Source organism: Allorhizocola rhizosphaerae (assembly GCF_003426775.1).
Lineage (GTDB): Bacteria > Actinomycetota > Actinomycetes > Mycobacteriales > Micromonosporaceae > Allorhizocola > Allorhizocola rhizosphaerae.
The window spans coordinates 1-26988 of record NZ_QJUG01000017.1 but is presented as its reverse complement, the minus strand read 5'-3'; the positions used below and the strand labels follow the sequence as shown (position 1 = coordinate 26988).

Genomic DNA, 26988 nt, shown 5'->3' with positions numbered 1-26988 from the left:
GCCGAGTGGGAATCGCTGCGGGTGGTTCACCGAGCGCCGCTTGCATACGGTGTCAGGTCTGCTCCGTTTCGTTTTGGCGCACGGCGTGGTCGGCCATCGCTGGGCGCATGGACCGGCCACCGGTTGTGCCTGGAGACAACCGGCGGCCGTTATCGGTACCTGCTACGCGGGCAGATGCGTTATCCGCAAAGCGTTCACTATCGGCTGGCCGGCACGGTCACGCGGTACGAAATCCAGGACCAGCGTGCCGCCGCTGACCGTGACGATGGCGGTTCGCCAGCCTGCGGTGTTGGCGCCGAACTCGCCCGCGAGATCGATCGCGTACGCCATCCGGGCATCGCCCGCGTATACATCGAACAGGCGCTTGCCGGGTCGCTTACCTTCGATCTCGGCGAATCCCACCTCGACCAGATACCTGCCGTCGGGCAAGCTGTTGAACTGATACTTGAACGCACCCGTCCGTGCCGTCTGGAACAGGCCGTCGTCCTCGGTTCCGGCGATGCCGGCCCGCGTCGAAGCCGTGCTCGAAGGGGTAAACAGGCGATCGGGCAGCCACTGCTCACCATCGACAGTCGCGGTGTGCCCGTTGCCGCCCGCGTCGATGGCGACTCGGTAGCCGGTCAGTGTCGGGCTCACCGCGACCTGCCGGGTCGGTACCCGTCCGGCATCGGTGCGCAACAACACCGACCCGGCATTGCGTCCAGTCGCCAAGCCATCGGCTGACACTCCAATTTGGAGCACCGTGCTTTGGCCCGGCGCAAGCGTTCCGGAGGTGGCGCCGAGCGACAGCCATGGCAGCTCGGCGGGCGCCGGCTGGCCTGTCGCGACCCGATGCACGGACTTGTCGCGCCGCCCGACCGTCCACAGTGAACCGTCATCAGACATGTCCAACCCACCGCCGTTGTAGGGCGGGTTGGGATTGGGCAGACGCCGGCTGATCCGGCAATCCACCGGATCGACTTCCACGATCGTGTCGGTGACCAGCTGGTTGTTGGCCATCCACAATCTCTTGGTGCCCGGGCTCCACGCCAACCCGCCCGGATACTCATCGTGGATACAGCTGCTGAGCATCTTGCCCGGCTGCGGATGTGAGAATCCGGCAATGCGCGCCAACGTCACCAACCGCCAGTCGGAGACGTAGAACGTGTCGTCGTCCGGCCGGTACGCGAGTCCGCGCGGCTGGATGTCCAACATGTCCACGGTGGTGTGCCCGGCGAATGCTCCGGTTTCCGGGTTCCAGCAGGTGATTCCGGCACCGTAGCCTTGCCCGTCGCCGCCGCGCACGGTCTGGCACATGACGCCCCGGCGGGAGTCGAAGGCCATGTCGCCGATTTCGGTCGAGGGGGTGAGCCAGTCCAGCTGCCATGCACGCCCGGTCGGGCGGCCGGCCCGGTCGTATTCGACCACGCGGTTGACCGCGGCATCCGAGACCCAGACCGAGGTTGGGGTCAGGCCGATGCCGTATGGCTGGTCGACTCCGGACGCCGGCCAGCTGCCGAGCACCTGGCCCGGGTACTCCTGGGGCGGGGCGGCGGATTCCAGCGCCTGCCAGGACAGCGGGCGGCTGCCGGTATTGGTGATCCGGACCGCCTGTTGCCGGGTCTGACCCGCGGCCAGAACCGGCTCGATCGGCGCGGCGGTAATGCTCGCCACCCCGGTTTCCAGTGCGGCGTCCTTGGGCAGCCGAGCGTTGTCCACAAGCGACACCGGCGCCTCGAACGCGGTGTAGTTGCTCGCGCTGACCCGCAAGGTGTACTGGCCAGGGGTCGCGTGCAGCAGGTATCCACCGAGGGTGTCCGTGGTGGCAGAGCTCACCACCGCCTCGCCTCGCCGCAGCTCGACCCTTGCCGAGGCCAGCGGCTGCCCGTCGTTGCGGTCGGTGATTTTGCCGCTCACCAGAGCATTCCGGCCCGGATCGAAGGTGATCGCCATGCCACTGCGCAACGATTCCCGGCGGATGGTGAATTGCAGCCCATCCGTACCATCGGCGTTCTCGATGCCGATACCGGCACCTGACCCGCGTTCCCGGCTGGTGTCAATGCTGTCGTATTGATACGTGATCCGGCCGTCCTCGTGCAGCAGCATCTCGAACGAGCTGCGGCGATCCACGCCGTCAGCGCCGACGAGCACATTGCGCCACTCGATCACGAACGTGCGGTGCGGCGCCTGGCCAACGGTTGCCGTGTAGACGCCGGCACTGCCGTCCACCGTGAGGTCGTCCCAGAACACCTGCATCACCGCGGTCGGGAACCCCGGATTCGGTATCGCATAAGGGAACCGGAACCAGTCGCTCGGATCAACGCTGCCGAGCAGCCCATCGAAGGACGCGAAACCATTCACCGCCACGGCGACCCAGTGATAGTCCCGGCCGTAGTACGGCATCGGGAACGGCAGCTCAACGCGCTCACCGAAGACCGGACCGGTCACACCGGTCCGCACGACACCGGGAATCCACTGTCCATTCCCGACCGTGCAGGTGTACCCGAACCCGTCACTGCGCCGCGGCACGGTCAGCGCCACGCTCTCGGGCCCGTCCACCGTGAACGGCGCCGAGCCCGTGGCCAGACAGGCATCACCGCGGCCCACGGCGGTGTGGTCGCCGACAGGTACCGACGGGAAGGCGAACCGGCCGTCCGCGTCCGTTGTGGCCGGTGCCAGCGGCGTGCCGGCCAACCTGACCTCGGCTCCGGCCAGCACCCGGCCCCGGTCGTCATGCGCCGTTCCCGTCACCGGGAAGCGGGGCACCGTGGCGAGCGTGAAGTCGAGCCGGGCCGTGCCGTCAACAACAATCGTGGCTTGCCGGCTTGCCGAGCCATAACCGAATGCGCGCGCCGTGAAGGTGTGAGCCCCAACCGGTACCCGCAAAAGATTATATCTCCCGGCGGCATCCGCGGCGGCGGTGAGCGAGCGGCTTCCAATCTGGACGGCGACCGTCGCGCCCGGCAGCGGATTGCCCTGGGTGTCAGTGACGATGCCGGTGAGCGTGCCCTGCGGTCCCACGGGTGCGCGCAGCGCAGCCGCTAAGGCGTCGATCTTGCCCTGGCCCCAGACGTGGTTGTCGGAAGCCGTCCCGCCGCATGTCTGGTCGTCCACATCGGACGCGCTCGCATCGAGTATCGCCCGGATTTCCGCCGCGTCGCCGACCAGGAGCGGAGCGAGCGAGAGCAGCAGCGCCACCACACCGGCCGCGTGCGGCGCGGCCATCGAGGTGCCGCTGTTTGCCCCATATGAGTCGTTGGGCAGACTGCTGCGGACCGCCACTCCCGGCGCGGCGATGTCGGGCTTGATGTCATCGGTCTGCGTCGACGGACCGCGGCTGGAGAACGACGCGATCTGCCCCGCCGAGTCGTATGCGGCAACCGCGTACGCCTCCGGCAGGCTGCCCGGCTCACCGTGGGTCCAGCAACCCGGCCCGCTGTTGCCGGCCGAGAACACCGGGAAGACGCCGGCTGCGAGCCACGCCTGCACCACGTCGCGATAGAAGCCGGTGGTGCTGGGCGAACCCCACGAGTTGTTGATGACGTGCGGGCGCAACTCCGGCCGCGGATTGGCACCGTCCGTTGTGGTCGGTGCCAGCATCCATTGCCCGGCGGCTATCAGCGATCCCTCGGTGCAGCCGTTCGACTCGCAGCCCTTGGCGGCAATCCATTTCGCGGCCGGTGCCACCCCTATCTGATTGCCGGCGCCATCGTCGCCGACCATGGTGCCGATGGTGTGGGTGCCGTGCCCGGAGTTGTCGCACGGCAGCGCCCCGTTTCCCGAGCAGATCCGCGCCGGGTCAAACCAGTTGTAGTCGTGGCTCACCGAGCCGTCGGCGTTGCGGCCGCGGTATTGCTGGGCAAGGGCGGGATGGTCGGACTGCGCCCCGGTGTCGATGCTGCCGACCACGATCCCTTCGCCGCGGCCATACTGCTGCCACACCTCCGGTGCGCTGACCGCGGCGACACCCCACTCGGGCTGGCCCAGGGTGCCCGGCGCGGTCGCCGTGTCGGGCATCTCGATCTGGATGCGCTGCGGCGCCCGGATCCGTGCCACTTCGGCCCGTGCCGCCAGCGCACGGCGGGTACTCACGTCGGCTGAGCGGACGAGGATGGCATTGGTCGCCCAGAAGCTCTGGTACGTCAAGCCTTGCTGTGCGAGCTTCTGCCGCACGCCGCGCTGCGAGCGCTCCGCGGTGGCTTGCAACGTTTGGACCACCGCGCGGCCGCGCTCGGCCCAATCCGATATGGCCGCCGCCTTGGATAGGTCCGCTTTGCCGTGGAAGGTCACCCAGACGTCCGCGGCGTCGGCGCTGATCCCGCTGTCTATTTTGGACGGCTCGGCATGGGCGGCCGCTGCCGGCGGTATCAGCGGCACGATCAGTGCCAGGGCGAGCAGGAGGCGTTTCATCACAGGCTCCGATCGGGTCGGTGGGTCAGCCGGATACCGGCGATCAGGGGTGGCAGCGAACCAGGGTCGCCGATCAGGCGAAGCCGAAGCCGGCCATCGACAACGGTTGCCTCTGCGCGGACGATGATTGCTTTGTGGGTACCGGCGGACGCCGCGATGTCCACATTGGAGAGCAGCTCGGTTTCCCCGGCGAAGACGTCGAACCGACGCTGGCCGGGCTGCGCCCGATCGATCTCGGCCAGGTGCAGTTCGATTTCGTAGGCACCGTTGGGCAGCCGGTCGAACTGGTAGGTCGCGTCGCCCAGGCGCGCCGTCTGGTACAGCTCATCGTTGTCGGTGCCGTCGATGGGCCGCGAACTGACCACCGGCCGGGTCTGGTTCTGCCAGCCCCAACCCGAGTCCGGATCGTACTTCTGGTCGGCCGCCCAGCCCGGCAGACGCCGGCCACCGGCATCGACCGCCAAGCGGTACGCGGGCACCACGACCCGGACCGGCACGGCCAGCCGCGGCGTGCGGGCACCGTCGGTGCGCAAGTGGACGGTGGCGTCGTGGACGCCCGGCGAAAGCCCGGTGGTGTCCACTGTCACGGTGAGCTCCCGGCTCCCGCCCTGGGCCAGCGTGCCGGCGGCCGCGTCGAGGCTCAACCACGGCACCTCGGCGTAGCTCGGCAAGCCGGTGGCCAGCCGCAGCACCTCCTGGGTCGAGACATCGACGGCCCACAGCGTCCCGTCACCGGCCACGCCGACACCGCCGTTGTGGTATCCGGGGTTCGGGTGCTGGAACTCGCCGATGAGCCGGCAGGCGGCCAGGTCCCAGACCTCGATTTCGTCGGCCACGTAGCCCTGGCCGCCGGAGCGCCCCGCGATGATCAGCGTCTGGCTGGCGCTCACGTAGGCCAAGCCGGATTCACGGGTGGCGCCACCGAACGGCCAACCGGTGTGGCATGCCTGCCCGACCAGCGCACCCGGTATCGGATGCGAGAAGCCCGCGACCCGCACGGCATGCCGCTGGAACGTCTCCCAGCTGCCGATCTCGACGATGAACGTGTCGGTGTCCGGGTCGTAGGCGAGCCCTTCGAACTCCCAGTTCGCCCACACCGCCCCTGGATTGCGCAGTTCCCGTTGCACCGCACCGGTTTGCGGATCGATGCAGGCGATGGATCGCCCGTCGGTGCCGGTGTGGCTGTGGCACAGCCAGCCGTGCTTGCTGTCATAGGCCAGATCCGCGCCGAAGGAGTGATACCAGGTACGGCCTTCGACCCACACCGCCGGGTGGGAGCGCCCGGTGGGCGTGCCATCGGTGGTGAATTCGCTGAGCCGGCGCGAGTTTTCGTCGTAGACCCAGAGCCGGTCCCCGACCGCCTCGACCGCGGTGGGGAAGACACCGTCCCGCTTCCATCTACTGTGGACCACTCCCGGCACCGTCGTGGTGTTGCCCAACGACTCCGCCGCGGACCAGTTGAGCGGCAGGCTCCCGGTGTTGCTCAGCGGTACCGGGAATTGCTGCGTCTCGCCCGGCATGAGCAGGGTTTCCAGCCGCTCGCCGGGTGCCTGCGCGCGCCCGGTCGCCAGCGCCACATCCTTGGTGACACGAGCTCGGTCGGCGCTGAGTGCGGCCGGGAAGGTCTCGCCGCGGTACCCGTTGGCCGCAATTGAAACCTTGTAGTCACCGGGCCGCAACTGCAGGTCGTAACGTCCGTCGTTGCCGGTGACGGTGCTGCCCGACGCCGTGGTGACCCGCGCTCCCGGGATGGGGGTGCCGTCGTTGGCGTCGGTGACAGTTCCGCTCAGGTACGCCAGCGGCGGGTGCCGGAATTCGATCGCCCACGCGTCGGACAGCACGGGCTGCCGGTACGACAACCCGATCCCATCGGTGCCGTCGGCGTTCTCGATGCCGATGCTCTGCCCCGCACCGCGCTCCATTGTGGACTGCGGATCGATGCCCTGGTACTGGAAGAGGAATCCGCCGTCTTCGCGCAACACGACCTGCACGCTCACCCGGTTGCCGGTGGTGTTGCGCTCCACGACGAGGTCGCGCCACTCGATGGTGAAAGTGCGGTTGCCCACCTCGCCGCTCGCACCAGTCCAGTAGCTTCCGGAGCCCGACAGCACGAGCCGGTTGTCGCCCCAATACGGATACACGGCCGAGTTGGGCGCGGTTGCCGCCGGTACCGGCCCGGCCCGGCGGACCAGGTCACTAAACTCGCCCGGAAAGCTGAGCGATCCCTGCCGGGTGGCGAACCCGCGCGTGTGGGACCGGCCGTAGAACCGGAACTCGAACGGCAGCGCGTGATAGGAGAGTTCACTGACCTTGGCCGTGGTGGCGCTCCACTGTGCTGGGACCAGCCGGCACGTGTATCCGAACCGATCCGTCTTGCGGGACATGGCAATCGTGACTGCCTCATCTCCGTCGACACGCACGCCTGTCACGCTGGAGTCCAGGCAATCGCCACCCTCCGTGACCAGTTGGCGGGCTCCCTCCGGTACCCCCTCAATCTGAAAAGTCCCGTCTTGCGCGACGGCAACCGGGGGCAGACCGCTGTCCGCAATGGACACCCAGGCCGGGTACAGTGGCGCGCCGCCCTCCGTGACCACACCGCTCAGCCGATAGCGGCTGGCCACTCCCATGCTCGCGTCCAGGCGGACCGTCTGTCCGGTCTGGACGGTGAGGTCGAAGGTCGCGTCCCGGAAGCCGTATTTCTCCACGCGCGCGGAGTACCCGCCGACGGGAACCCTCGGCAGCGTGAAGGTCCCGTCGGCGGTGGTCGCCGCAGTCCACGTGGCGGCGCCGGTGAGCGTCACCGCCGCCCCGGCCAGCGGTGTGCCGTCGGCCGCTGTCACTGTGCCGGTGACGATTCCGACCGGGCCGCGTGGCGCGGACTCCACAATGGACAAGGCGTCGAGCCGGCCCTCACCCCAGCTGTTGTTGCGCTGCAAGGTGCCGCCACACTTGGGGTCGGACGCCTCCGGCGTGTCAATCGCGTTGCTTTCCAGCAGTCGCCGGACTCCCGCCACGTCGCCGATCAGCGAGGGCGCCGCCGAGAGCAGCAGTGCGACGGCTCCGGCGGCGTGCGGCGCGGCCAACGATGTGCCGTGGAAGGTGCCGTAGAGCCCTTCCAGGTGCGCTGTGCGCACAAACGCGCCCGGCGCAGCGACATCGGGCTTGATCCCACCGTCCAACAACGACGTTCCACGCGCGGAGAACGGGGCGATGGTGTGCGTTCCGTTCACAAGGTAATAGGCGCCCACCGCGATCGACTCGGGATAGCTGGCCGGGGACTGGACACCACGACAGATGCCGTCGTTGCCGGCGGCGAAGACGGGCACGATACCGGCGGCAACCCACGCTTTGACCATTTCCCGGTACCAGGGATGCCCGCCCATCGCACCCCAGCCCCACGACGCGTTGACAACGTGTGGCCGCAGGTCCGGCCGGGGGTTGCCGCCGCTCTGATCGGTCGGCGCGAGCATCCACTGCCCCGCGAGCGCGAGTGTGTCAAAAGGACAGGCGACGTCCGTGCACCCCCGGGCGGCGATCCACTGTGCTCCCGGCGCGACGCCGATCCGCTCCTGCGGGGCGGCACCGGCCATCACGCCCATCGTCGCGGTGCCGTGCCCCTGCCCATCACACGGGCCAAGTCCGGCCGGGCAGAGCCGGGTCGGGTCGTACCAGTTGTAGTCGTGGCTGCCGCCGTGGCCGCGGTACTGCTGAGCCAGGGCGGGGTGCTTGGCCTCCACCCCGGTGTCGATGTTCGCCACCACCACACCTTCGCCGCGCGAGTACCGGTCCCAGACCTCCGGAGCACGGATATCGCCTACTCCCCAACCGATCGCGTCTTGCGCACCGGGGATCGCCTCCTGCGGTTCGGGCAGGTGATAGGCGCCGTGCGGTTCGACAGCCGCCGCTTCGGTGTGCGCGACGACAACGTCGAGGACCGCCCGGGTGCCACCGCGCACGAAGATGGCGTTGACGGCCCAAAATGGCTGGAACTCAACGCCTTTCGCGGTGAGATCGGTGCGCAGCGCCGACTGAGTGCGGGCGGCGGTGGCGGTCAGCGCGTCGTAGACGGCACGGCCACGATCCGCCCAACCGTCCACCTGAGCCGCCGCAGTGAGATCGGCCTGCTCATCCAACAAGATCCAAAAGTCGGTGTGGCCGTCCGTCGCGATGGCGTCCCGGACGGTCGCCGAGACGGTGGGCGGCTGCTCGGTCGCCGCCGCGGCCTGCGGCGTCGCGGCGGCAAGCGTGGTGGCAAGGCACGCGAGGGTGGTGGCCAAGGCGAGTTGTCGCATCGGGGGGTGGCCTCCGTAGGTCGGGTTGAGCAGGACGCTAGACCCACTGCGAGGCAGATGTGAAGGAGATCTGAAGTAACAATTCAGTAACTGTGAAGGACAAGGACGGGATGGTTAACTACGCTTGGCCGTTGTCGTCCCCAACGTTGAGGTATCCGTTGAACAGCCAACCCGACCAACCCGGCCAGCCCGACCAGCCCGGCCGTCCCGCATGGAGCCGTCCCCTCGATGAGGACCGGGCATATATCACCAACCCGCATGCGATCCGGACCCTGGCCCATCCCAGCCGGCTCACCATGCTGCGCCGGCTGCAGGCCGACGGCCCGGCGACCGCGACCGAGTGCGCGCGCATCGCCGGAGTCACGCCGAGCGCGGCCAGTTATCACCTGCGCCAGCTCGCCCGATACGGCTTCGTCGGACCCGCTCCCGGCCGTGGCGACCGCCGGGAACGCATCTGGCAGTCACTGATCCGCGGGTACCGGATCGACGAGGTCGAGACGAGTGGCCCGGCACAGCTGGAGGCCGAGATCCAACTCCAGCACGCCATGGCGGACGGCTCCGATGACCTGCTGCGCCGGTGGATCCAGCGCCTGCCGCATGAGCCGCTTGAATGGCAGGCCGCCGCCATGATCGGCACGAAAACGATCCGCGTCAACGCCGACGAGCTCGGCTCGTTGTTCGAGCGGATCGCCGAGCTGATCCAGCCGTATCTGGCGAACCGGCGAAGCACAGCACAAGCGCCGACCGACGCCCGCCTGGTACACGTCGACCTGCGCATGTTCCCCTGGGAAGACACCGCCGCGCTCCGCCTCGCCCCAGAGCAGCCTGAGAATTAAGCGTTCGGGTACCGGGGTTGGTCTTCGTGGCGTAGGAAGTCTTCCAGGCCGGCCAGATCGTCGGTGAGGACCGCGACGGTGTGAGCGACCACATCGGAGGACTGCATGATGTAGTCGATACGCGCCCAAGGGTTCTCGGTGGGATACGTGTAGCCGGCACCGATCCCGGCCGCCTCCCACGCGTCGACGAGGTCCTCCACGAGTGTGCGGATTTCCGGCGGGTCCAGTGACGGCCGGTCATGGATGACGCGCCGGCGTCGGTCGCCGTCGCTGGCGCGTCATCGAGATACCAGTGTCGCCGAGGGTCCGAGACGGGGCTAAGCCGCTCGGACCCATGTGCTTCAACGATCGAGCCGCGTAGCCGTTCGCTTTGACGGTCGGTGCTGCTGCTTGGACGCTTGGTGCGTAACGCATAGCCCCGGGCTACTGAGAAAGTCAGCGTACGGGATAAATGAGAAAGTGCAGCTTCTGATCATTCGAGACGGCGCTCACCGGTCGAAGGCGGTCCGGTGAGGGATCCTCGAGTGAGCGGACAACGCGTTGACACTGGTTGAGATCGGGCCGAGGAAGGGCGGATCGAGTTCGCTTGCGAGCCCGAAGGTCATCCACGTCGGTCGTGCGAGCGACGCGCCGCCGACGTCGTCGGGTGATGGACCGGGGCAGAAGCGGTCGCGGTCGGGCAGCGTTCCTGTGGTGAGGAATGTGGTGGCGATGTCCGCGGCGCACGGTCCGGATCGGATGGGGAACACGCCGTGCCCGCCCGCGTTCTGGGTGACCAGTGTGGCCCGCCGGTCCAACGCCCGGCGCAACCCGAACGCGCCCAGCCAGCCGGTCGTCGGATCACGCAGGTTCTGCAGGATGAGCACGTTGCGCGGCCCCTTGCCGGTCACCGCCACCGGTGCTTCCAGCGGCCGGGACGGCCAGAACGCGCACGGCCAGACGTTGGCCGGCATGCCTGCGGTGATCGGGAACAGTCGGCGGTCGACGGCCACGTCGCTGGCGTACCGGTCGACATCGCGCGGCCACGCCACGTCACCGCAGACGATCGCGTAAAGAACGGCGATGCCGTTGTCGGCGGGGAGCTGGGTCGCGGGCGCCGCGCGCCGCAGTGCGGACAGGGCGGCCGGTGGCGTCTCCTGGGCGAATGCCTGCCAGAACCCGGCGAGCAGCGGAAAGTTGCGGTCGTTACCCAGCAGGACGCGGGTCAACTCGCGGTAGACGTTTCCGGTGACCACGATGTCGGGCGTCACGACGGGTTCTCGGTCCAGCGCCGCCGCGGTCGCGAAGTATGTCTCGGTCACCGCGGCCGGTGTCGCGCCCAGCCCGTACTCGTCATTGCGAGCGGCGACCCAGCCGGTGAAGTCGGGGAAGCGCATGACCACGGACGTGCTGAACTGCCGCATATGACCGTGCCAGATGCGGTTCGGGTCGACCGCGCTGTCTAGGACTATGCGGTCGCCGCGGTCCGGGAACAGCGAGATGTAGACCGCGCCAAGGTACGTGCCGTAGGAGTACCCGAGGTAGGACAGCGTCGGTTCGCCGAGCGCGGCCCGGATGCGGTCCATGTCGCGCGCGGTGTTGGCGGTGGTGATGTGGGGCAGCAACGCGCCGGAGTGCGCTGCGCAGTCGCGTGCGGTGGTGCGAGCGAACTCGATGTTGCGGGCGATCGAGCCGTCCGGTGCAGGGTAGGGCAGGATGAGGTCGGCCGCTGCGGCCGGCTCGGTGATGCCGCACGTGATCGGAGTGCTCGTCCCGACGCCGCGCGGGTCGAACCCGATCAGGTCGTAGCGGGTCAGCACCTCGGCCGGCAACGCGGCGGCGAGGAAGCTGGGCATGTCGAGGCCGGATTCGCCGGGTCCGCCCGGGTTGGACACCAGGATGCCGCGTCGCAGGCTCGGCTCTGCGGTGGCGATCCGTGAAATCGTGAGGTCGATCTGGCGGCCGTGCGGATGGCGATAGTCCAGCGGCAGGCGCAGTGTGGTGCACTGCTGGCGGGTGTCGCGCCCGGAACCTTCGGCCGGTGGCGGGCAGGCGCCCCATACCAGCCCGGCCGGTGTGGCCGTGGCGGCTGCCGGTGTCGCTGGGGTCAGCGTGGCCGCGAGCACGGCCACTGCGACGAGCGCGAGTGACCGCCGTGTCCGTGGCCGGGGGGTCGGGCTTCGGTCGTCGGGCATGGGGGTAGCTCCAATTCATCAATGGCTGTGATGGTCATAGCGCCGTTGTGGGACAGCCTGAACCTGGTGGTGAAGGTGTATGCGGCGTGCGGGGTCGGCTCGTGCAGGCTGGACCGAGACGCGTCAATGATCGTCGATAAAGATCTCTTCGATCTTCAGGTCGAACAGCTTGGCGAGGCGGAAGGCGGTTGGAAGGCTCGGGTCGAACTTCCCTGTTTCGATCGCGTTGATCGTCTGCCTTGACACGCCGATACGCTGAGCTAGTTCAGCCTGCGTCCACCCGCGTTCGGTCCGAAGGTCCGTGATGCGGTTCTTCACCGGTATCTGATCCTGCCGACGAAGAAGGCGATCGCGTAGACGACTCCCATGAGCGCGGGGAAGACTGCGATGTTGACGTCGTTGGCGACGAGGCCGGCGGTGTCCGCGACAATATAGGAGAATCCGCCGACCCAGCCCACTCCGAGGGTGACCGCCAGCGCATCCTGCAGGATCTTCCGTTGCAACTCATCCTGCGCTCGGAGATAGCGCGTGAAGGCGACGATCCATCCGATGCCGACGACAAGATTGACGATCACCGCGGCCCAGCTCGCCACCGGTTGTTGTGAATCCCACAAGAGTCGGGGGCCGAACTTGGCCAGGGCGAGCGTCGCCGCCCAGGCCAGTGTCCAAAGTACGAGTCGAACGGTTGTCTTGATCGAGTCGCGATAGTCCCCGATCTCGTTTTGTGCTTGCACGAGTTGCCCTTCCTGCAGCGAGAGTCAAGTTCACTTGACACGATAGAAGGCACTCATCGCGATGTCAAGCTCACTTGACAATGGCCGAGCCGACCCCGGTACCGGCGGCACGGGACGCCGTCAGTCTCAGTTTCGGCGTCCCAGGGATATACCAGCGTCCAGCCAGCCCGAGGGCGGGAACCTGACCGTGGCGCAGCCAGTTGTAGATGGCGTCAGCCGGTATGCCGAGCAGCTGGGCTGCCTGCTTGACGCCGATCTCCTCGTCCTGCACTGCCAGCGTCCGCGGCGTGAAGATCTGATAGATGCCCCGCACGGCGGCGACATGCCGCGGGTGAAGCGCAGGTTCTTGCCGGTGCGCAGGCGATCTGCTCGTTGCTGTGGGTGGCGCCGTATTGGCGCACGATGGCGAGGGCTTCCGGCGGGGTACGGCCCGGTCGGCGTTGTACCGGGCGCGTTCGACCGTCGGCTCGGCGGCACGATGAGTGCGCACCTGCCGGTCGGCGACCTCGTCCGCGCCGGCGAGCGCGAGCTGGATTTGTTGCGGCGTCATGGTTTGCAGCAGGGTCGCGACCGCGTCGTCGACGATGTCGGCCACGACAGTGCGGCAGCGCACCGTGGGCTCGGCGCACATGTAGGTGGCCTCGCGGTCCTTGCGGCTGTAGCAGGTGCCGACCCGCCGCCGCGGGTGCTGCACATGATGATGCCCTGACACAGAGCCGTGCCCCGCGCTTGGTGTTATTCGCCGCGGCGGCTTCGCCCCGTGTAACCGTCCTAATAGGAAGCGAAGTTCGATCTGTCGGGTAGCCGGAGCGCATTGCCGCGCCCCGGCCCTCTCAGAACCGTGCAGGCGAAGGCGATCAGGTCATTCGCGTATATCACCAGCGCCGGGCTGCTGCGTTGCGCGCTGCCGGCGTTATGGCCGGTCGTGCAGTAGCGAACCCCGGCCGCTTGCTCGGGTCACCTCGCCGAGTCAAGAGGTCCAGAAGCGGCATGCTCGACCTCTACGCGATCACCGAACACGAAAAGAGGGCTTCCGCAAGGCGCTGACCTGCGGAAACCCTCTCGCTGTCGGGATGGCCGGATTTGAACCGACGACCCCTTGACCCCCAGTCAAGTGCGCTACCAAACTGCGCCACATCCCGGCGCCGCTGAAGGTGCTCCCGCAGCGGCTGGTACAGCCTAGCGCATCCTCCCCGCCCCCGGCACGCGGGATACCTCCCGCCACACGCGTCACATCCCCTAAGCGTCCTAGGAGGGTGGGTCGGCCCCTCAGTGGGGACCAGGGGCCGGCCACCTGGAGGAAGGAGCCCAGGACGCTGTGTTTATCGCGCGCGACAGGCGAAGCGTTTCATCGCTAAGATCACACGATGTTCCTGCCCTCCACGAGCCGTTCGCTGCTCCATCGTGTGGCCACCGCACAGGTCGAAGGGCGGACGCCGTCGCTGATGGCCGCCGTGCTGCGTGAGGGCGAACAGGTGTGGTCGCATGCGATCGGGGCCGAACCCGGTACCCAATATCGAATTGGATCTTTGACGAAGACCTTCGTCGCCGTGCTGGTGATGCGGCTGCGTGACGAGGGCCGGCTCGATCTGGCGGACCGGATCGACGACCATCTGCCCGGAACCGGGCTGGGCGCGGTGACGGTCGGGCAGCTGCTGTCGCACACGGCCGGGCTGGCCTCCGAGTCGCCCGGCCCGTGGTGGGAGCGCACGCCCGGCGACCTGCGCCCGACACTGGCCGACGTGCTCGGCGACGAGCCGATGAAACACCCGTCAGGGCGCCGCTTCCACTACTCCAACCCGGGCTTTGCCGTGCTCGGCGCGCTGGTGGAGAAGCTGCGTGGGCGGCCGTGGGGCGAGGCACTGCGCGACGAGATCCTCGAGCCGCTGGGGATGACCCGGACCAGCCTGTTCCCGCAGGACCCGCACGCCACTGGCTGTGCCGTGCACCCCTGGGCCGACGTGCTGCAGCCCGAACGCGTGCAGGACACCGGAACCATGGCCCCCGCCGGGCAGTTGTGGTCCACCGTCGACGACCTGTGCCGCTTCGCCCGTCTGCTGGCCGGCGGCGCCGCGGACGTGCTCTCCCCCGACACCGCCGCCGAGATGCGCACTCCGCACGCCGCGTCGACGGCCGCCGCCTGGGATGCCGGCTATGGCCTGGGCATGCAGATGCTGCGCACCTCGGCCGGCCGGATCCTTGCTGGGCACACCGGCTCGATGCCCGGCTTCCTCTGCGCACTGTGGATCAGTGTGGACGACGCCGCGGGCGCGGTCGCGCTCACCAACACGACCTCCGGCCCGCAGATCGGCGCGCTCGTCGCCGATCTTGTCTCCATCGTTGCCGAGCAGGAGCCGCGCATCCCGCAGCCGTGGAAGCCACTGCCCGAGGTGGACCAGAAGCTGCTTGAGCTGACCGGCCCATGGTATTGGGGCCCGACGGCGTTTGTGCTTCGCCTGGAAGCGGACCGGCACCTGGCCCTGTCGACGGTCGGCCGCGGCGGCGCGCACTTTGCCCGGTTTAAGCCGGGTGCGGTGGACGGCACCTGGATCGGGCTGGACGGCTACTTCCATGGCGAGACCCTACGTCCGGGGTACGACAATTCCGGGCGGCTGACCCACTTCGACGTCGGGACGTTCATCTTCACCCGCGAGGCATACGATCCGGCCGCACCCATCCCCGGCGGCGTCGACCCTGAGGGGTGGCGCGCGGCATCGGATTTCCCTGCCATCTAACGCTTTCGGCCGGCTCCCGACAAGGGTCTCGCATCGGCGCCCGCACCGCGTCAGCGCGGCCGGGGTCATCTCCTTCGCCACGCCGTCGATGAGGTGGACCCGCGTCTTGGCGCTGCCCCCGTGGCCTGACCAAACCGTTGCGCACCAACGCTTGAATGTCGCGGATCGCCTGATCGCGGGTCAGGCTCTTCGTCGCCCTGATCCGTCGTGCGGCGCAACTCGCCGATCGCTGCCGCGTCCGGCGCCGACACGACCCGCTCCGGAAGCCCGCGTTCGCCCGCCCAACCCTTCGAGGCCGTCCACAAACGACTCGCCATGTCCTCCACCCGCCGCTGAGCAAGGTGCGCATGGTGATCAAACTCCTGCGGCCTCAGATGGCCGAGGCTTGCATGACCTTCCAGCCCTCCGGGGTGCGGACCATGGTCAGGACGATGCGGTTCTGGTCCATTTTCTCGCCCTGGATGTTGACGTTCTTGCGGTACTGGTTCACGTACAGCAGCACCTCGACCTGCGAGGAGGAGGCCGTCACCACGCCCGCCGCCGAGACCTCGGCCCGCACCACCGCCTGCTCCGACATGACGGCCGGCTTGAGCGCCGACGTGGTCTGCTCGTACTCCTTCGTGAACTCGCCGGTCGTGAACGCCCGCCCGTTGTTGACGGCCGCGTCGAAACCCTTGTGGTCATAGGAGAAAATCGCCCGCGCCGCCGCCTCGGCCGCCGCCACCGAGTCACGCGAGGCGTCCTGCCGGGCGCGTGCCTCACGCTCCTGCGTCCAAGCGAACAACGCCACGAACGCCAGCAACACGACCGCCACGATCGGCGGAACCGCCCAACGAAATGAGACCCGCCGAGGCTCGCGCGCCGCCTGCGGATCGGCGTCGGGAGAGGGCTCCGGTGGACTCAACCGACGAATTCGAGCCGCGATACCAGCCATCGGTCGTTCTCCTTCACCAGATCCACTTTGATGCGGTAGTGCGACGGGCGACCCGCCGGTGCCTTGACGTTTTTCACGTTCGCGTCGACGGCCACCAGCACCACGGCCGAGTCGTTGTCGCCGGACACCAGCGCCGAACGCAGCACATTGCCCTGCGAAGACACCTCGTTTTCCACGACGGCCGCCCGCACCTGGGCCCGCCCCCGCGTGTATTCGTTGTGGAAGTCGCCCGTCGAGTTGCCCACCACCCGCTCGATGTCCTTGTCGACCGTCGCCGCGCTGATCGACACGAAATCCACCGTGAACTGCCGCGCCGCTGCCAGCGCGGCCGCGTGCGAACGCTCGACCGCGCCGCGCTCATACCATCTCCAGCCCGCGAAGCCGGTCGCGCCGACCGCGACCACCATCACCACAGCGGTTATCCAACGCGCATATCTCATGGTGCGACTCCCGAGAACAGCAACAGCTTCCACGATTGCGGCCCGGCGAACGCCGCCTGCCCGCCGTCTCCGCCGAACAGCAGCGGCCGTCCGTCAGGCCCGATGACCAACCCGGTCACGGGGTCGTAGCCCGCGATCGTGGGCCCCGCCGAGAGCTCAGGCCCTGGAGGGAGTGAAGGACTCACCTGGGCTCTCGGCGGGAGCGGCGCGGGCGATGGTTCGGGGCCACCCGGCCGCGGGATATTGTTCGTGCCGCGCACCGAGGACCCCTGTGCCTGTTCGGCCTGGGTGCAGCGGGTGTTCTGGCCGGACTGCTGGTACTGGCACGGCGGCGGATCGTTGGCGTTGACGACAAGTCCCAGGTGGGCGGTGCCATCGCCGGGCATGACGGTGAACCCACCGGACACGACCAACGGATAGGTCACGAGGATCATCTCGATCCCGTTGACCCGGCGCGCCGCGACGCCGTTGACCGAGATGAGGTTGCCCAGCAGCATGCCGACGGTCGGGTCGAGGTCGCTGAGCAGCCCGCGCAGCTCGGTCGCCGCCGGCGGCCCGTTGGCCAGCAACGTGCGCAGATCGCCATCGGATTCGCGCAGCCGCGCGGCCAACTGGGCCAGCCCCTGCGCCCACGCCTTGATCGCCTGCGCGGACTCCAGTTGCGTCTTGAGCACCGTCTGTCCATCTTGGATCAGCGCCTTGGTCTCGGGCAGGTAGCGCACCGCATCCTCAAGCAACAGATTGTTGGCGTCGAGCAGCTGTCTCAACGCGGTTTCGTTGCCCTCAAACCCGGTACCCAATTCGTCAAGGAAGATCCCCAGCGACTTCGGATCGACCGACTCAACCAACGCGTTCAGGTTGGACAGGAGGGTCTCGACCGGCAGGGGCGTCGACGTCCGCTCCACAGGGATGACATCGCCCGCCTTCAGGAACGGTCCGTCCGCAGTGGACGGTCGCAAGTCGACATATTGCTCCCCCACCGCCGACCGCAGCGCCACGACCGCCGCCGTCTCCACCGGAATCTTTTGAGCGCCGTCAATCTGCAGGTCGACCCGAACCCCCGAGCCGTGCAACCGCACCGCGGCGACCTTGCCGATCGGCACTCCGCGATAGGACACCGACGCGTTCGTGAAGATGCCGCCCGCCTCGGCGAAATCGGCGTGCACCACATACGCCCCGCCGAAGACCCGGTCGCCCAGCCCGAGATGGGTCCAGCTGACATAGCCGATCCCGAGCAGGCTCACAACGGCGAACACCAGCAGCTTCAACCGAATCGTCATCGCAGGCCCCCGCTCAGAATGTCGTACAACCCGCCGCGGCCGCCGCCGTGCAACGGCAGCGACGGCAACGGCAGCAGCGGCGACCCGCTCGGCCCCGGCAGCAACGGCGGCAGCGACGGCAACGGCAAGGAGGGCAACGGAATCGGCAACGACGGCAGCGGAAGGTTTGGCAGACCGGGCAGCCCCGGCAACAGTGGCGTGTCCGGCGGCGCGATCAACGACTGCGTCAGGAACGCCACCGAATCCAGGTCCAGCGTCGCGTGCAGGTTCACCTGATTGCCCCGGATCGCCTTCTGCACGTTCGGCGGGAACGGGTACGTCAGCATGAAGTCGAACGACTTGGGCAGATCGTCGCCGGCCTTGACGAGCTGGTCCAGCAGCGGCTGCAACGCCTTCAGGCTGGCCAGCGTGTCCTCCCGGCTCTTTTCTATGACGTTGGTACCGACCACGCTGAGCCGATCGAGCGCCGTCAACGCCGACGTGAGCTGCGCCCGCTGCTCGGCCAGCACGCTCAGCCCGGGGTCGAGCGCCTCCACGGCCTCACCGATCGTCTGCCGCTGCTGCGCCAGCGTGGTCGTGAGGCGGTCCAGCGCGTCGATCGCCTTGACGATGTCGTCCTTCTGGTCGTCCAGCCCGGCGATGAACTTGTCCAGGTTGCGCAGCGCCTCCTTGGCCTCGCCCTCGCGGCCCTCCAGCGCCTGCGCCACCTCGTGGTTGATCGTCTTGAGGTTGGCCAGGCCGCTCCCGTTGAGCACCATGCCGAGCGCGGCGAGCACCTCCTCCACCTCAGCCGCACGCTTCGTCCGCTCCAGCGGAATCAGATCCCCGTCGGACAGCTCGCCCGCCGGGGTCTGCTCGGGCGCGGCCAACGCGACGAACTTCTCACCGAGCAAACTGGACTGTCTAATGGCGGCGGTGGCGTTGTCGGGCAGCTTCACCGAAGGGTCGACGCGCAGCTTCACGACCGCGGTCCACCCGCGCAGCGAGATCTCCTCGACGCTGCCGACGGTCACGTCGTTGACCTTCACGGCCGCGCGCGGCACCAGGTCCAGCACGTCGTCGAACTCGGCGGTGACCGTGAAGCCGGGCGTGCCGGCCGTGCACCCGCCCAGTACCAGCAAAAGAGCAAGGGGGACGTGGATCACTCCGCCAAGTGATCCACGTCCCGTCAAAAACCTCATGTTCATGGCTGGATCACCTTCGCCAGGTCGAAACACTGCTGCGGTATCTCGGGCGTCGGCAGCACATTGACCATGAGGCTGCACAGGAAGGCCGCGGTGTGGTGCGGCCCGGTGAGGTTGTCCCGGGTGTCCGTCGTGCCCGTGAGCGGGTTGTACGACAGGGCCAGATTGGACAGTGCCAGCGGCGCGATGTCGAGCACGTCGATCATCGCCTGCTGCTGGCGCACAAGCACATTGGTGACATCGACCAGAGCCTCCACATTGGACGCCAGCGCGGCCCGGTTGTCGCGCACGAACGTCGCCAGCTCCGCGAGCGCCGCCGACAGCTTCTTGAGCGCCAGCGCGAGCTCATCGGAGTCGGCGGCCAGCTGGCGTGCCACCGACGCCAGCTGCTTGTTGAACTCGCGCACCTGCTGGTCGTTGCGCGCCAGCATGGTGGTGAACTCCTGCAGGTTGGCGACCGTGCCGAACAGATCCTGCCGCCCGTCCGACAGCGTGGTGAGCGCCTTGGACAGCCCGTCGATCGTCCGATTGAGACTCTCGCCGTTGCCCTCCAGATTGGCCCGCCCGGTCTCGATCAGCCGGGACAGAGCGCCGTCTTTGTTGGCGCCCTCGGGCCCGAGGTCCCGGTTGAGCTTGTCCAGCGCGCGGTAGATGTCGTCGAGCTCGATCGGCGCCGCCGTCTTGGTGATGTGCGCGCCCGGCGGCAGCATCGGACCGTCCACATAGGGCGGTGCGAGCTGCACGTAGCGGTCGCTCACGACGCTCGGCGGCACGATGACCGCGGTCACGTCCTTGGGCAGGATCTCGTTGTAGGTCATGTGAATCCGCACGACCTTGCCCATGGGCACGACGTCGGTCACCGTGCCCACCTTCACACCCAGCACGCGCACATCCGAACCCACGTATATCCCGACCGCCGCCGAGAAGTCGGCGGTCAGCGTCTGCCCCGCCGCCTGCGCCGGCACACCGGGCAGCAGCGCGAACACCAACACCAGCACCAGAAGGCGTTTCATCGGCGGCCTCCCGAGGGCGTGTAGGCCTGTATCATGCCGTCCACATAGGAGTCGAACCAGCGCCCGTTGCCCACCACGTTGGCGAACGCCTTGAGGAACCCGGCCAGGTTGGACACCGTCTGGGCGATCTGATCCTTGTTGCGCTGCAACAGCGCCACGACTTCGCGCAGCTGCGCAAGCGCCGGCTGGATCTGGGCGCGGTTGTCCTGCACCAGCCCCACCAGCTGATCGGACAGCTCGGCGGTCGCCACGAGCAGGCGGTGAATGGCGTCGCGCCGCCTGGTCACCTCGGCCAGCAGCAGGTTGCCGTCGGTGATCAGCCTGCGGAACTCCTCGTCCCGTGCGGCCAGCACCCCGGTCACCTGGTTGGCTCGGGCCAGCAGCTCGCGCAACTGCTCGTCGCGACTCGAAATGGTCTGCGACAGGCGCGACAGCCCGTTGAGCGACGCCTGCACGCTCGCGGGCGTGTCGGCGAACGCCTCCGACAGCACCTCGAACGCCTTGGCCAGCTGGTCGGTGTCGATGCGCTGCGCCGTGTCGGCCAGCCCCTGCACCGCCTGCAGCACGTCGAACGGCGAAGCCGTGCGCTCCAGCGGAATCATGTCCCTGAGCTCGCCGGTCCCGGCCGGTTCGAGGGATAGGTACTTCTGCCCCAACACCGTCTTGATGCGAATCGTCGCCGACGTCTGATCGCCGAGCGTCTCCGTCGTCCGGAACTCGACCCGCACCCGCGCCCCGTCGAGCCGCACCGCGGTCACCTTGCCGACCTTCACCCCCGCGATGCGGACCTCGTTGCCCGGCGTGAGCCCGCTCGCGTCGCGGAACGCCGCCGCGTAGCGATCGCCGCCGTTCAGAATGGACTCCAGGTTGAACGACGTCAGCAGCACCGCCGCCAGCACCACGAGCCCGGCAACGCCCACCCATACCGGATTTTGCCTCAACCGTTGCATCGCGCCGCCCCCGAGGAGAACGTCGGCACGCCGACCGACCTGTTTCCGGCGGTCACCCTGCCGTCGAAGTCGCAGAGGAAGAAGTTGAACCAAGATCCTGTCGATGCTGTACCGCGTAGGGCCTCCAGCCGCCCGGGGACCCGATCGAGCGTGCCGTCGATCACCTCCGCGTTGCGGTTGAGCGTGCCCGCGAGCGTGTTGAGCAGGCTGATATCGGCGGCCAGGCTGGGCCGGGCCTCGCTGAGCAGCGACGAGGTCGCCTGGGCCAGATCACCGATGCCGGCCAGCGCCTCGCCGATCGCGACCCGGTCCGACGACAGCCCGGAAACCAGCTGCTGCAACGCTTTGATGGCCTGGCTCAGCTCGGCGTCGCGCTCGCCAAGTGTCTGCAGCACGGCCGACAGGTTGGTCACCACGCGCCCGATGGCCGCGTCGCGGTCGGCCAGGGTGGTGGTCAGCGAGGCGGTGCGGCGCAGCAGATCGGCGATGGTGCCCCGTTCCCCTTGCAGCACCTGGATTATCTCGTAGGCGAACCGGTTGACGTCTTCGGGCGTCAGACCGACGAACAGGGGCCGGAACCCGTTGAACAGCGCGGTCAGATCGAGCGCGGGTGTGGTCTGCGAGAGCGGGATCAGCCCGCCCTTCTTCAGCCGCTCGCCCCCGGGACCCTCCAGCAGCGCGAGGTAACGCTGGCCCACGAGGTTGCGGTAGCGCACCTTCGCCTTCGTGCCGACGCGCAGCTCGATGCCCTCGTCGACCGTGAACTCCAGCTCGGCGACCGTGCCCACCAGCCGGACCTCCTTGACCTGGCCCACCTTGACGCCCGCGATGCGCACATCGTCGCCCGCCAGCACGCCCGCGACGTCGGTGAACTGCGCGCGGTAGGCCGTCCCGCCGAACCCCAGCGACCCCAGAGTCTGCGCCAGGAATCCGGTCAGGACGGCGGTCACCGCGGCGAACGCCAGGAACTTCCACAGCGGAGCCTTCATCGGGCGTTCACCACCGTCCCGCGCAGCAACGGTCCCCATAGCAGGGTCGCGAAGTCGCGCACCTGATCGGCCGGGACACCCGTCGCCGCGCCGATGATCGGGCGCAGCATGCTGCGCTCGGCGCCGTAGTCGTAGCCGTCGTTGATGGGCACCTCGGGCGCGGGCACCGGCGGGTTGGGCAGGTGCCGGCAGTTGGGCCCGTCTTTCGCGCCGTAGACGGGTTCGTCGCGCCCGCGCTCATACTTGTGCTGATCCTGCGTGACCTCAAGCGTGATGTGCATGGCGCCCGAGTCGTACACCTTCTCGGCCCGGGGTTGCAGCTTGACGATGCCGCTCATCAGGCACGGATATTCGGGCGAGTACGCGGCGAGCAGTTCGAGCACGGGCCGGCTCACGTCGCCGAGCTGGATGAGCCGGTCGTCGTGCCGGTCCAGGAAGTCGTGCGTCTGGTCGGCCAGACCCGTGGTGTGCGTGAGGAACTGGGACAGTTGGCTGCGCTGCTGGCTGATCGTGGTCATCGTGACGGTGGCGTCGCGCAGCAGCGCGATCAGGTCGGGCGCCGCCTCGTGGTAGAGGTCGAGCACACCCGCGAGCTTGCGCACGTCGTCGGCGATCGCCGGCATCTGCTCGTTGAGCTCGGTCAGGTAGGTGTTGAGCCGCTCCAGGTCCTGCCCGGTCCGCTCGCCCCGCCCGTCCAGGCCGTAGGCCAGCGCGCCGAGCACGGCCGCGAGCTTGTCCGGCTTGATGGACTGCAGCAGCGGCAGCGCGTTGTCGAGCACCCGCTCCAGCTCGATCGCGGCGGTCGTGCGGTCCTGCTCGATGACCGCGCCGCCCTGGATCGGTGGCCCGTCGCCCTTCGGGATCAGGGCCACAAACCGCTCGCCGAACAGGGTTTTGGGCAGCAGCCGCGCGGTCACGTCGGCCGGGATGCGTTCGCGCTGCGCCGGGTCGAGCGCGAGCTTCAGGGTCGCCCGCTGCCCGTCTGCGGTGATCGAGCGCACCTCGCCCACGATCACGCCGCGCAGCTTCACGTCGGCGCCCTCGGACAGCTGCATGCCGGTGTGGTCGGCGTGCAGGGTGACCCAGTCGACGGGAGTGAACGCCTTCTTGTAGGTCAGCACCGACAGCGAGAGCAGCGCCACCAGCAGGAGCACAAACCCCGCGCCCAGCAAACGATTCCGGCTCATCCCGCGATCCTCACCGTCGTCGTGGCGCCCCAGATCGCGAGGGACAGGAAGAAGTCGACGATGTTCACCGAGACGATAGCGGCCCGGACGGCGCGACCGACAGCCACGCCGACGCCGGCCGGGCCGCCGCTTGCGTGGTACCCGTAGTAGCAGTGGATGAGTACCACGATGACGCTGAACACCAGCACCTTGCCGAACGACCACAGCACGTCGACCGGCGGCAGGAACACGTGGAAGTAGTAGTCGTAGGTGCCCGCTGACTGCCCAAAGTAGACGGTCGCGATGAACCTTGTCGCGAAGTAGCTCGACAGGAGCCCGAGCACATACAGCGGGATGACCGCGATGAACCCGGCGATCATGCGCGTCGTCACGAGGAACGGCACCGACGGCACGGCCATCACTTCGAGCGCGTCCACCTCCTCGGAGATGCGCATGGCGCCCAGCTGCGCGGTGAATCCACACCCGACGGTCGCCGAAAGGGCCAGCGCGGCCACGAGCGGCGCGATCTCACGCGTGTTGAAGTAGGCCGACACGAACCCGGTGAACGCCTGGCTGCCGATCTGGTTGAGTGCCTGGTATCCCTGCAGGCCCACCTCCGTACCGGTAAAGAAGGTCATGAAGGCGATGACCCCGACGGTGCCGCCGATGACGGCCAGGCCGCCGGTCCCGAAGCTCACCTCCGAAAGCAGCCGGGCGACCTCGCGCCGATAGCGGGTCACGGTCTTGGGCACCCAGCCGAACGCGCGCGCGTAGAACGACAGCTGCGCGCCGAGGTCGTCCAGGATCATCGCGCTCACGCCCCCTTCTGCGGGACGACCTGGAAGTAGATCGCCGTGAGCACGAAGTTGACCGCGAACAGGAGCATGAACGTGATGACCACGGACTGGTTGACCGCGTCGCCCACGCCCTTGGGCCCGCCCTTGGCGTTGATGCCCATGAAGCACGCCACGAGCGCCGCGATCGCGCCGAACACCAGCGCCTTGATCTCACCGGAGATGAGATCGGGCAGCTGGCCCAGCGCCTGGAAACTTGCCAAGTAAGCGCCGTGCGTGCCGCCTTGCATGATGACGTTGAAGAAGTAGCCGCCACTGACTCCCACAACACTCACGACGCCGTTGAGCAGCATCGCTACCACCATGCCGGCCAGCACGCGCGGCACGACCAACCGCTGCACGATGTTGATGCCGAGCACCGCCATCGCGTCGAGCTCTTCGCGGATTTTGCGAGCTCCGAGGTCGGCGCAGATCGCCGAGCCGCCCGCACCCGCGACGACCAGGGCCGTGACGATCGGCCCGGCCTCGCGGACAACGGCAAGCACCGACGCCGCGCCGGTAAAAGATTGCGCCCCAAGCTGTTGGACCAACGATCCAAGTTGGAGGGTGATGACCGCGCCGAACGGGATCGACACGAGCGCGGCCGGCAGGATCGACACCGAGCTGATGAACCAGGCCTGCTGGATGAACTCGCGCCCCTGGAACGGCCGCTTGAACAGGCCGCGCAGCGCCTCAAGGCAGAAGATGACGAACTCACCGATCGTCTTCATGGCCTTCCTCCGCTGCGCTCCGGGAGGCACGGCTGCTGATTGGCTTGGGCAAGGCGCAGGCTCATACGAATGACCCAATCGGTGGCATGACCCCGTTTTCCCGGCACCACTGTCCCGGCGTGCGCTCCGCCCTGCGGGGAAGACCATTGGACGGGCGCAGCTGCCGCGGGATCGGCGGCAGCGGCGGCAACTCTTGGCCGCTGCGCCGCTCGGCCGCCAGCTCGTCGGCGTCCTTCTCCTCGGTCATGCCGATCGGGCCGATCCGCTGCGCATTGAGGAACTGACGGACCACGGGCTCCTCGCTGGACAGCAGCATCTCGCGCGGGCCGAACATGGCCAGGTGTCCGTGATAGATCAGGCCGATGTTGTCGGGCACCGTGCGGGCGGTGTTGATGTCGTGCGTGACGATGAGGAACGTCGCGTCGGTCTGCTGGTTGAGATCGATGATCAGCTGGTTGAGGTAGGCGGTGCGCACCGGGTCGAGGCCCGAGTCGGGCTCGTCGAACAGCACGATCTGCGGGTTGAGCACGAGGGCGCGGGCCAGCCCGGCGCGCTTGCGCATGCCGCCGGACACCTCTGCGGGCAGCTTCTTCTCCGCGCCCAGCAATCCGACCATGTCGAGCTTTTCGGTGACGATCTGGCGGATCTCACGCTCGGGCCGGCGGGTGTGCTCGCGTAGCGGGAAGGCCACGTTGTCGTAGATGTTCATCGAACCGAACAGCGCGCCGTCCTGGAACAGCACGCCGAACAGCTTGCGCACCTCATAGAGCTCGCGCTCACGCAGCCGGGGCAGGTCCTGGTCGCCCACCCACACCGAGCCACGGTCCGGTTCGAGTAATCCGACGAGTGTCTTGAGAAAGACAGATTTGCCGGTACCGGACGGGCCGAGCAGCACCGAGATCTCACCCGCGGGCAGCGTGAGGGTCACGTCGGACCACACGGCCTGGCGACCAAATGACTTGGTCAGCCCTTCGACGCGGACCTCGACTCCCAACGTGATCCTCCAAGTGGCGGCTCGGTTTCCTGTGTTATCGGGGTTCGGCGTGGAAGTGTTACAGGCACGTTGCCGGGCGGCTCGCGAGAGGAGGCCGGCAAGCTCTGCCGGGTCCTCCGCTGGTTTTGATCAGCGGCTGGAGCTAGGGTGTTAGCGCCTGGTGGGAGGAGGTGTTGGGCGTGACGGATGCTGACCTTGTCGCACAAGCGGTGCAAGGCTCGCCGCAAGCCGTCGAAAGTCTGCTCGCCCACATCCGACCGCAGGTCGTGCGCTATTGCCGGGCCCGGCTGGGCCCGTTGAGCGGCGGCTACACCACGGCCGACGATGTCGCCCAGGAAGTCTGTGTTGCCATACTTGGCGCGCTTCCTCGCTTCCGCGACCAGGGCGTCCCGTTTTCGGCCTTTGTCTTCGGCATCGCGGCTCGCAAGGTCGCCGATGCCCACCGCGCCGCCACGCGGGGTTTTCCCCTGTCTGTCGTGGACACCGTGCCCGATCGCCCCGACGCCAACCCCGGCCCCGAGCAGCTCGCGCTCGCGGCCGACCTGTCGCGGCGGCTGACCTTTCTGCTCAGCGAGCTGCCCGAGACCCAGCGCGAGATCATCGTGCTGCGGGTCGCGGTCGGCCTGCCCGCCGAGGAGGTCGGCAACGTCATGGGCATGTCCGCGGCGGCTGTGCGCGTGGCACAGTCTCGCGCTCTGCATCGCCTCCGGAACATCGCCGGCAGCCTAGTGGACGAGATGGCGTGATGAACAAGGATCGCTTTGAACCCGATGCGGCGACGCTCGTCAGCGACGACGAGCTGCTCGACGCGCTCGGCCGGGGTGAGTGGCCGTCCAAAGACGACGAACCGCTGGCGCTGGCCTTCGCGTTGTGGCGCGATGACATCGTCCGGCCGGCCGCGGCGCCCTCGCCCGAGGTCCAGCCGGCCCGCAAAGCCAAGCACGGCAACAAGTTCCGCTGGGGCCTGATCTCCGGCGTCGTCGCCGCCCTGCTCGGAAGCGGCCTGGCCTTCGCGGCCGTGGTGGAGGCCCAGCCGGGCGACGGCCCGATCTGGGGGATCTCCGAGCGATTCTTTCCGGAGCGCGCACAGGGCAAGTCCGTGGCGGCCGCGCAGTTGGCCCTGGTCGAGGCCCGCACAGCGATCTCCGAGGACCGGCTCGACCTGGCCGAGCGCAAAGTCAACGAGGCCGAGGGGCTCATCGGCAAGGTCAAGTCGCTGACCGAGGTGCAGCAGTTACAGGCCGAGCTGGCCGTGGTCCGCGACCTGCTCAACACCGCGCGGGTCAGGCTGGGCACGGTCGTGCCGGCGCCCAG

General features: G+C 68.2%; 22 protein-coding genes and 1 tRNA gene. 4 read left to right on the top strand and 19 right to left on the bottom strand.

All coding sequences use genetic code 11. From position 1 onward, the window contains the following. Window positions 1-162: 162 nt before the first annotated feature. Both DM816_RS05380 and DM816_RS05375 read right to left on the bottom strand, forming a co-directional pair. A complete protein-coding gene (locus tag DM816_RS05380) occupies window positions 163-4389 on the bottom strand; it encodes a S8 family serine peptidase (RefSeq protein WP_117208943.1) in 4227 nt (1408 codons plus the stop codon). Then, a complete protein-coding gene (locus tag DM816_RS05375; RefSeq protein ID WP_117208942.1) occupies window positions 4389-8681 on the bottom strand; it encodes a S8 family serine peptidase in 4293 nt (1430 codons plus the stop codon). Before DM816_RS05375 ends, DM816_RS05380 begins: the two co-directional genes overlap by 1 nt. A gap of 146 nt (window positions 8682-8827) precedes the next feature. Between DM816_RS05375 and DM816_RS05370 the strand changes: the two genes are divergently transcribed. Further along, window positions 8828-9517, top strand: a complete 690-nt coding sequence (locus DM816_RS05370) for an ArsR/SmtB family transcription factor (RefSeq protein WP_162907138.1) — start codon at window positions 8828-8830, stop codon at window positions 9515-9517. Here DM816_RS05370 and DM816_RS05365 read toward each other — a convergent pair. The 6 genes from DM816_RS05365 to DM816_RS05340 all read right to left on the bottom strand — a co-directional run bounded on the left by DM816_RS05365 (window position 9514) and on the right by DM816_RS05340 (window position 13567). Continuing rightward, entirely contained in the window at window positions 9514-9717 is a 204-nt protein-coding gene (locus DM816_RS05365; RefSeq protein ID WP_117208940.1) for a hypothetical protein, read from the bottom strand. The two genes, DM816_RS05370 and DM816_RS05365, sit on opposite strands and share 4 nt — an antisense overlap. A 288-nt stretch (window positions 9718-10005) precedes the next feature. After that, entirely contained in the window at window positions 10006-11691 is a 1686-nt protein-coding gene (locus tag DM816_RS05360; protein ID WP_117208939.1) for an alpha/beta hydrolase, read from the bottom strand. A gap of 123 nt (window positions 11692-11814) precedes the next feature. Further along, window positions 11815-12009 (bottom strand): helix-turn-helix transcriptional regulator, encoded by a 195-nt coding sequence (locus DM816_RS05355; RefSeq protein ID WP_117208938.1) that lies wholly within the window; start codon window positions 12007-12009, stop codon window positions 11815-11817. After that, window positions 12006-12425: a hypothetical protein gene (locus tag DM816_RS05350; protein ID WP_117208937.1), complete on the bottom strand. Its 420-nt coding sequence runs from the start codon at window positions 12423-12425 to the stop codon at window positions 12006-12008. The genes DM816_RS05355 and DM816_RS05350 overlap by 4 nt, the downstream gene beginning before the upstream one ends. A 70-nt stretch (window positions 12426-12495) precedes the next feature. Then, on the bottom strand, window positions 12496-13119 hold the full coding sequence (locus DM816_RS05345) for a helix-turn-helix domain-containing protein (protein ID WP_117208936.1): 624 nt from the start codon (window positions 13117-13119) through the stop codon (window positions 12496-12498). A gap of 374 nt (window positions 13120-13493) precedes the next feature. Next, a tRNA-Pro gene (locus DM816_RS05340) sits at window positions 13494-13567 on the bottom strand. Window positions 13568-13792: 225 nt separating this feature from the next. Here DM816_RS05340 and DM816_RS05335 point away from each other — a divergent pair. Continuing rightward, window positions 13793-15160 (top strand): serine hydrolase domain-containing protein, encoded by a 1368-nt coding sequence (locus DM816_RS05335; protein ID WP_117208935.1) that lies wholly within the window; start codon window positions 13793-13795, stop codon window positions 15158-15160. A gap of 370 nt (window positions 15161-15530) precedes the next feature. On the opposite strand, the gene DM816_RS05330 is transcribed toward DM816_RS05335, so the two are convergent. The 11 genes from DM816_RS05330 to DM816_RS05280 form a co-directional block, all read right to left on the bottom strand. Then, window positions 15531-16064 (bottom strand): hypothetical protein, encoded by a 534-nt coding sequence (locus DM816_RS05330; protein ID WP_162907137.1) that lies wholly within the window; start codon window positions 16062-16064, stop codon window positions 15531-15533. After that, on the bottom strand, window positions 16061-16534 hold the full coding sequence (locus tag DM816_RS05325; protein WP_162907136.1) for a hypothetical protein: 474 nt from the start codon (window positions 16532-16534) through the stop codon (window positions 16061-16063). Before DM816_RS05325 ends, DM816_RS05330 begins: the two co-directional genes overlap by 4 nt. Then, window positions 16531-17814, bottom strand: coding sequence for an MCE family protein (locus DM816_RS05320; protein WP_117208932.1), 1284 nt, complete (start codon window positions 17812-17814; stop codon window positions 16531-16533). Before DM816_RS05320 ends, DM816_RS05325 begins: the two co-directional genes overlap by 4 nt. Then, window positions 17811-18959: an MCE family protein gene (locus tag DM816_RS05315; RefSeq protein WP_246001584.1), complete on the bottom strand. Its 1149-nt coding sequence runs from the start codon at window positions 18957-18959 to the stop codon at window positions 17811-17813. Before DM816_RS05315 ends, DM816_RS05320 begins: the two co-directional genes overlap by 4 nt. Before the next feature lie 38 nt (window positions 18960-18997). Beyond that, on the bottom strand, window positions 18998-20011 hold the full coding sequence (locus DM816_RS05310; protein ID WP_117208930.1) for an MCE family protein: 1014 nt from the start codon (window positions 20009-20011) through the stop codon (window positions 18998-19000). Beyond that, window positions 20008-20961, bottom strand: a complete 954-nt coding sequence (locus tag DM816_RS05305; RefSeq protein ID WP_117208929.1) for an MCE family protein — start codon at window positions 20959-20961, stop codon at window positions 20008-20010. The genes DM816_RS05310 and DM816_RS05305 overlap by 4 nt, the downstream gene beginning before the upstream one ends. Then, on the bottom strand, window positions 20949-21950 hold the full coding sequence (locus DM816_RS05300) for an MCE family protein (protein ID WP_117208928.1): 1002 nt from the start codon (window positions 21948-21950) through the stop codon (window positions 20949-20951). Before DM816_RS05300 ends, DM816_RS05305 begins: the two co-directional genes overlap by 13 nt. Further along, entirely contained in the window at window positions 21947-23137 is a 1191-nt protein-coding gene (locus tag DM816_RS05295) for an MCE family protein (protein WP_117208927.1), read from the bottom strand. The genes DM816_RS05300 and DM816_RS05295 overlap by 4 nt, the downstream gene beginning before the upstream one ends. Continuing rightward, complete coding sequence (locus tag DM816_RS05290) at window positions 23134-23925, bottom strand: MlaE family ABC transporter permease (RefSeq protein WP_117208968.1); 792 nt, start codon at window positions 23923-23925, stop codon at window positions 23134-23136. The genes DM816_RS05295 and DM816_RS05290 overlap by 4 nt, the downstream gene beginning before the upstream one ends. A 5-nt stretch (window positions 23926-23930) precedes the next feature. Then, window positions 23931-24680, bottom strand: a complete 750-nt coding sequence (locus tag DM816_RS05285; protein WP_117208926.1) for an MlaE family ABC transporter permease — start codon at window positions 24678-24680, stop codon at window positions 23931-23933. 61 nt (window positions 24681-24741) lie between these two features. Then, entirely contained in the window at window positions 24742-25674 is a 933-nt protein-coding gene (locus DM816_RS05280) for an ABC transporter ATP-binding protein (RefSeq protein ID WP_117208925.1), read from the bottom strand. 179 nt (window positions 25675-25853) lie between these two features. Between DM816_RS05280 and shbA the strand changes: the two genes are divergently transcribed. Both shbA and DM816_RS05270 read left to right on the top strand, forming a co-directional pair. Then, the gene (shbA, locus tag DM816_RS05275) at window positions 25854-26420 is read left to right on the top strand and encodes an RNA polymerase sigma factor ShbA (RefSeq protein ID WP_246001582.1); all 567 of its coding nucleotides are present in this window, start codon (window positions 25854-25856) and stop codon (window positions 26418-26420) included. After that, the coding region (locus tag DM816_RS05270) for a hypothetical protein (RefSeq protein WP_211588553.1) at window positions 26420-26988 on the top strand (569 nt) is incomplete at its 3' end. The genes shbA and DM816_RS05270, both read left to right, overlap by 1 nt.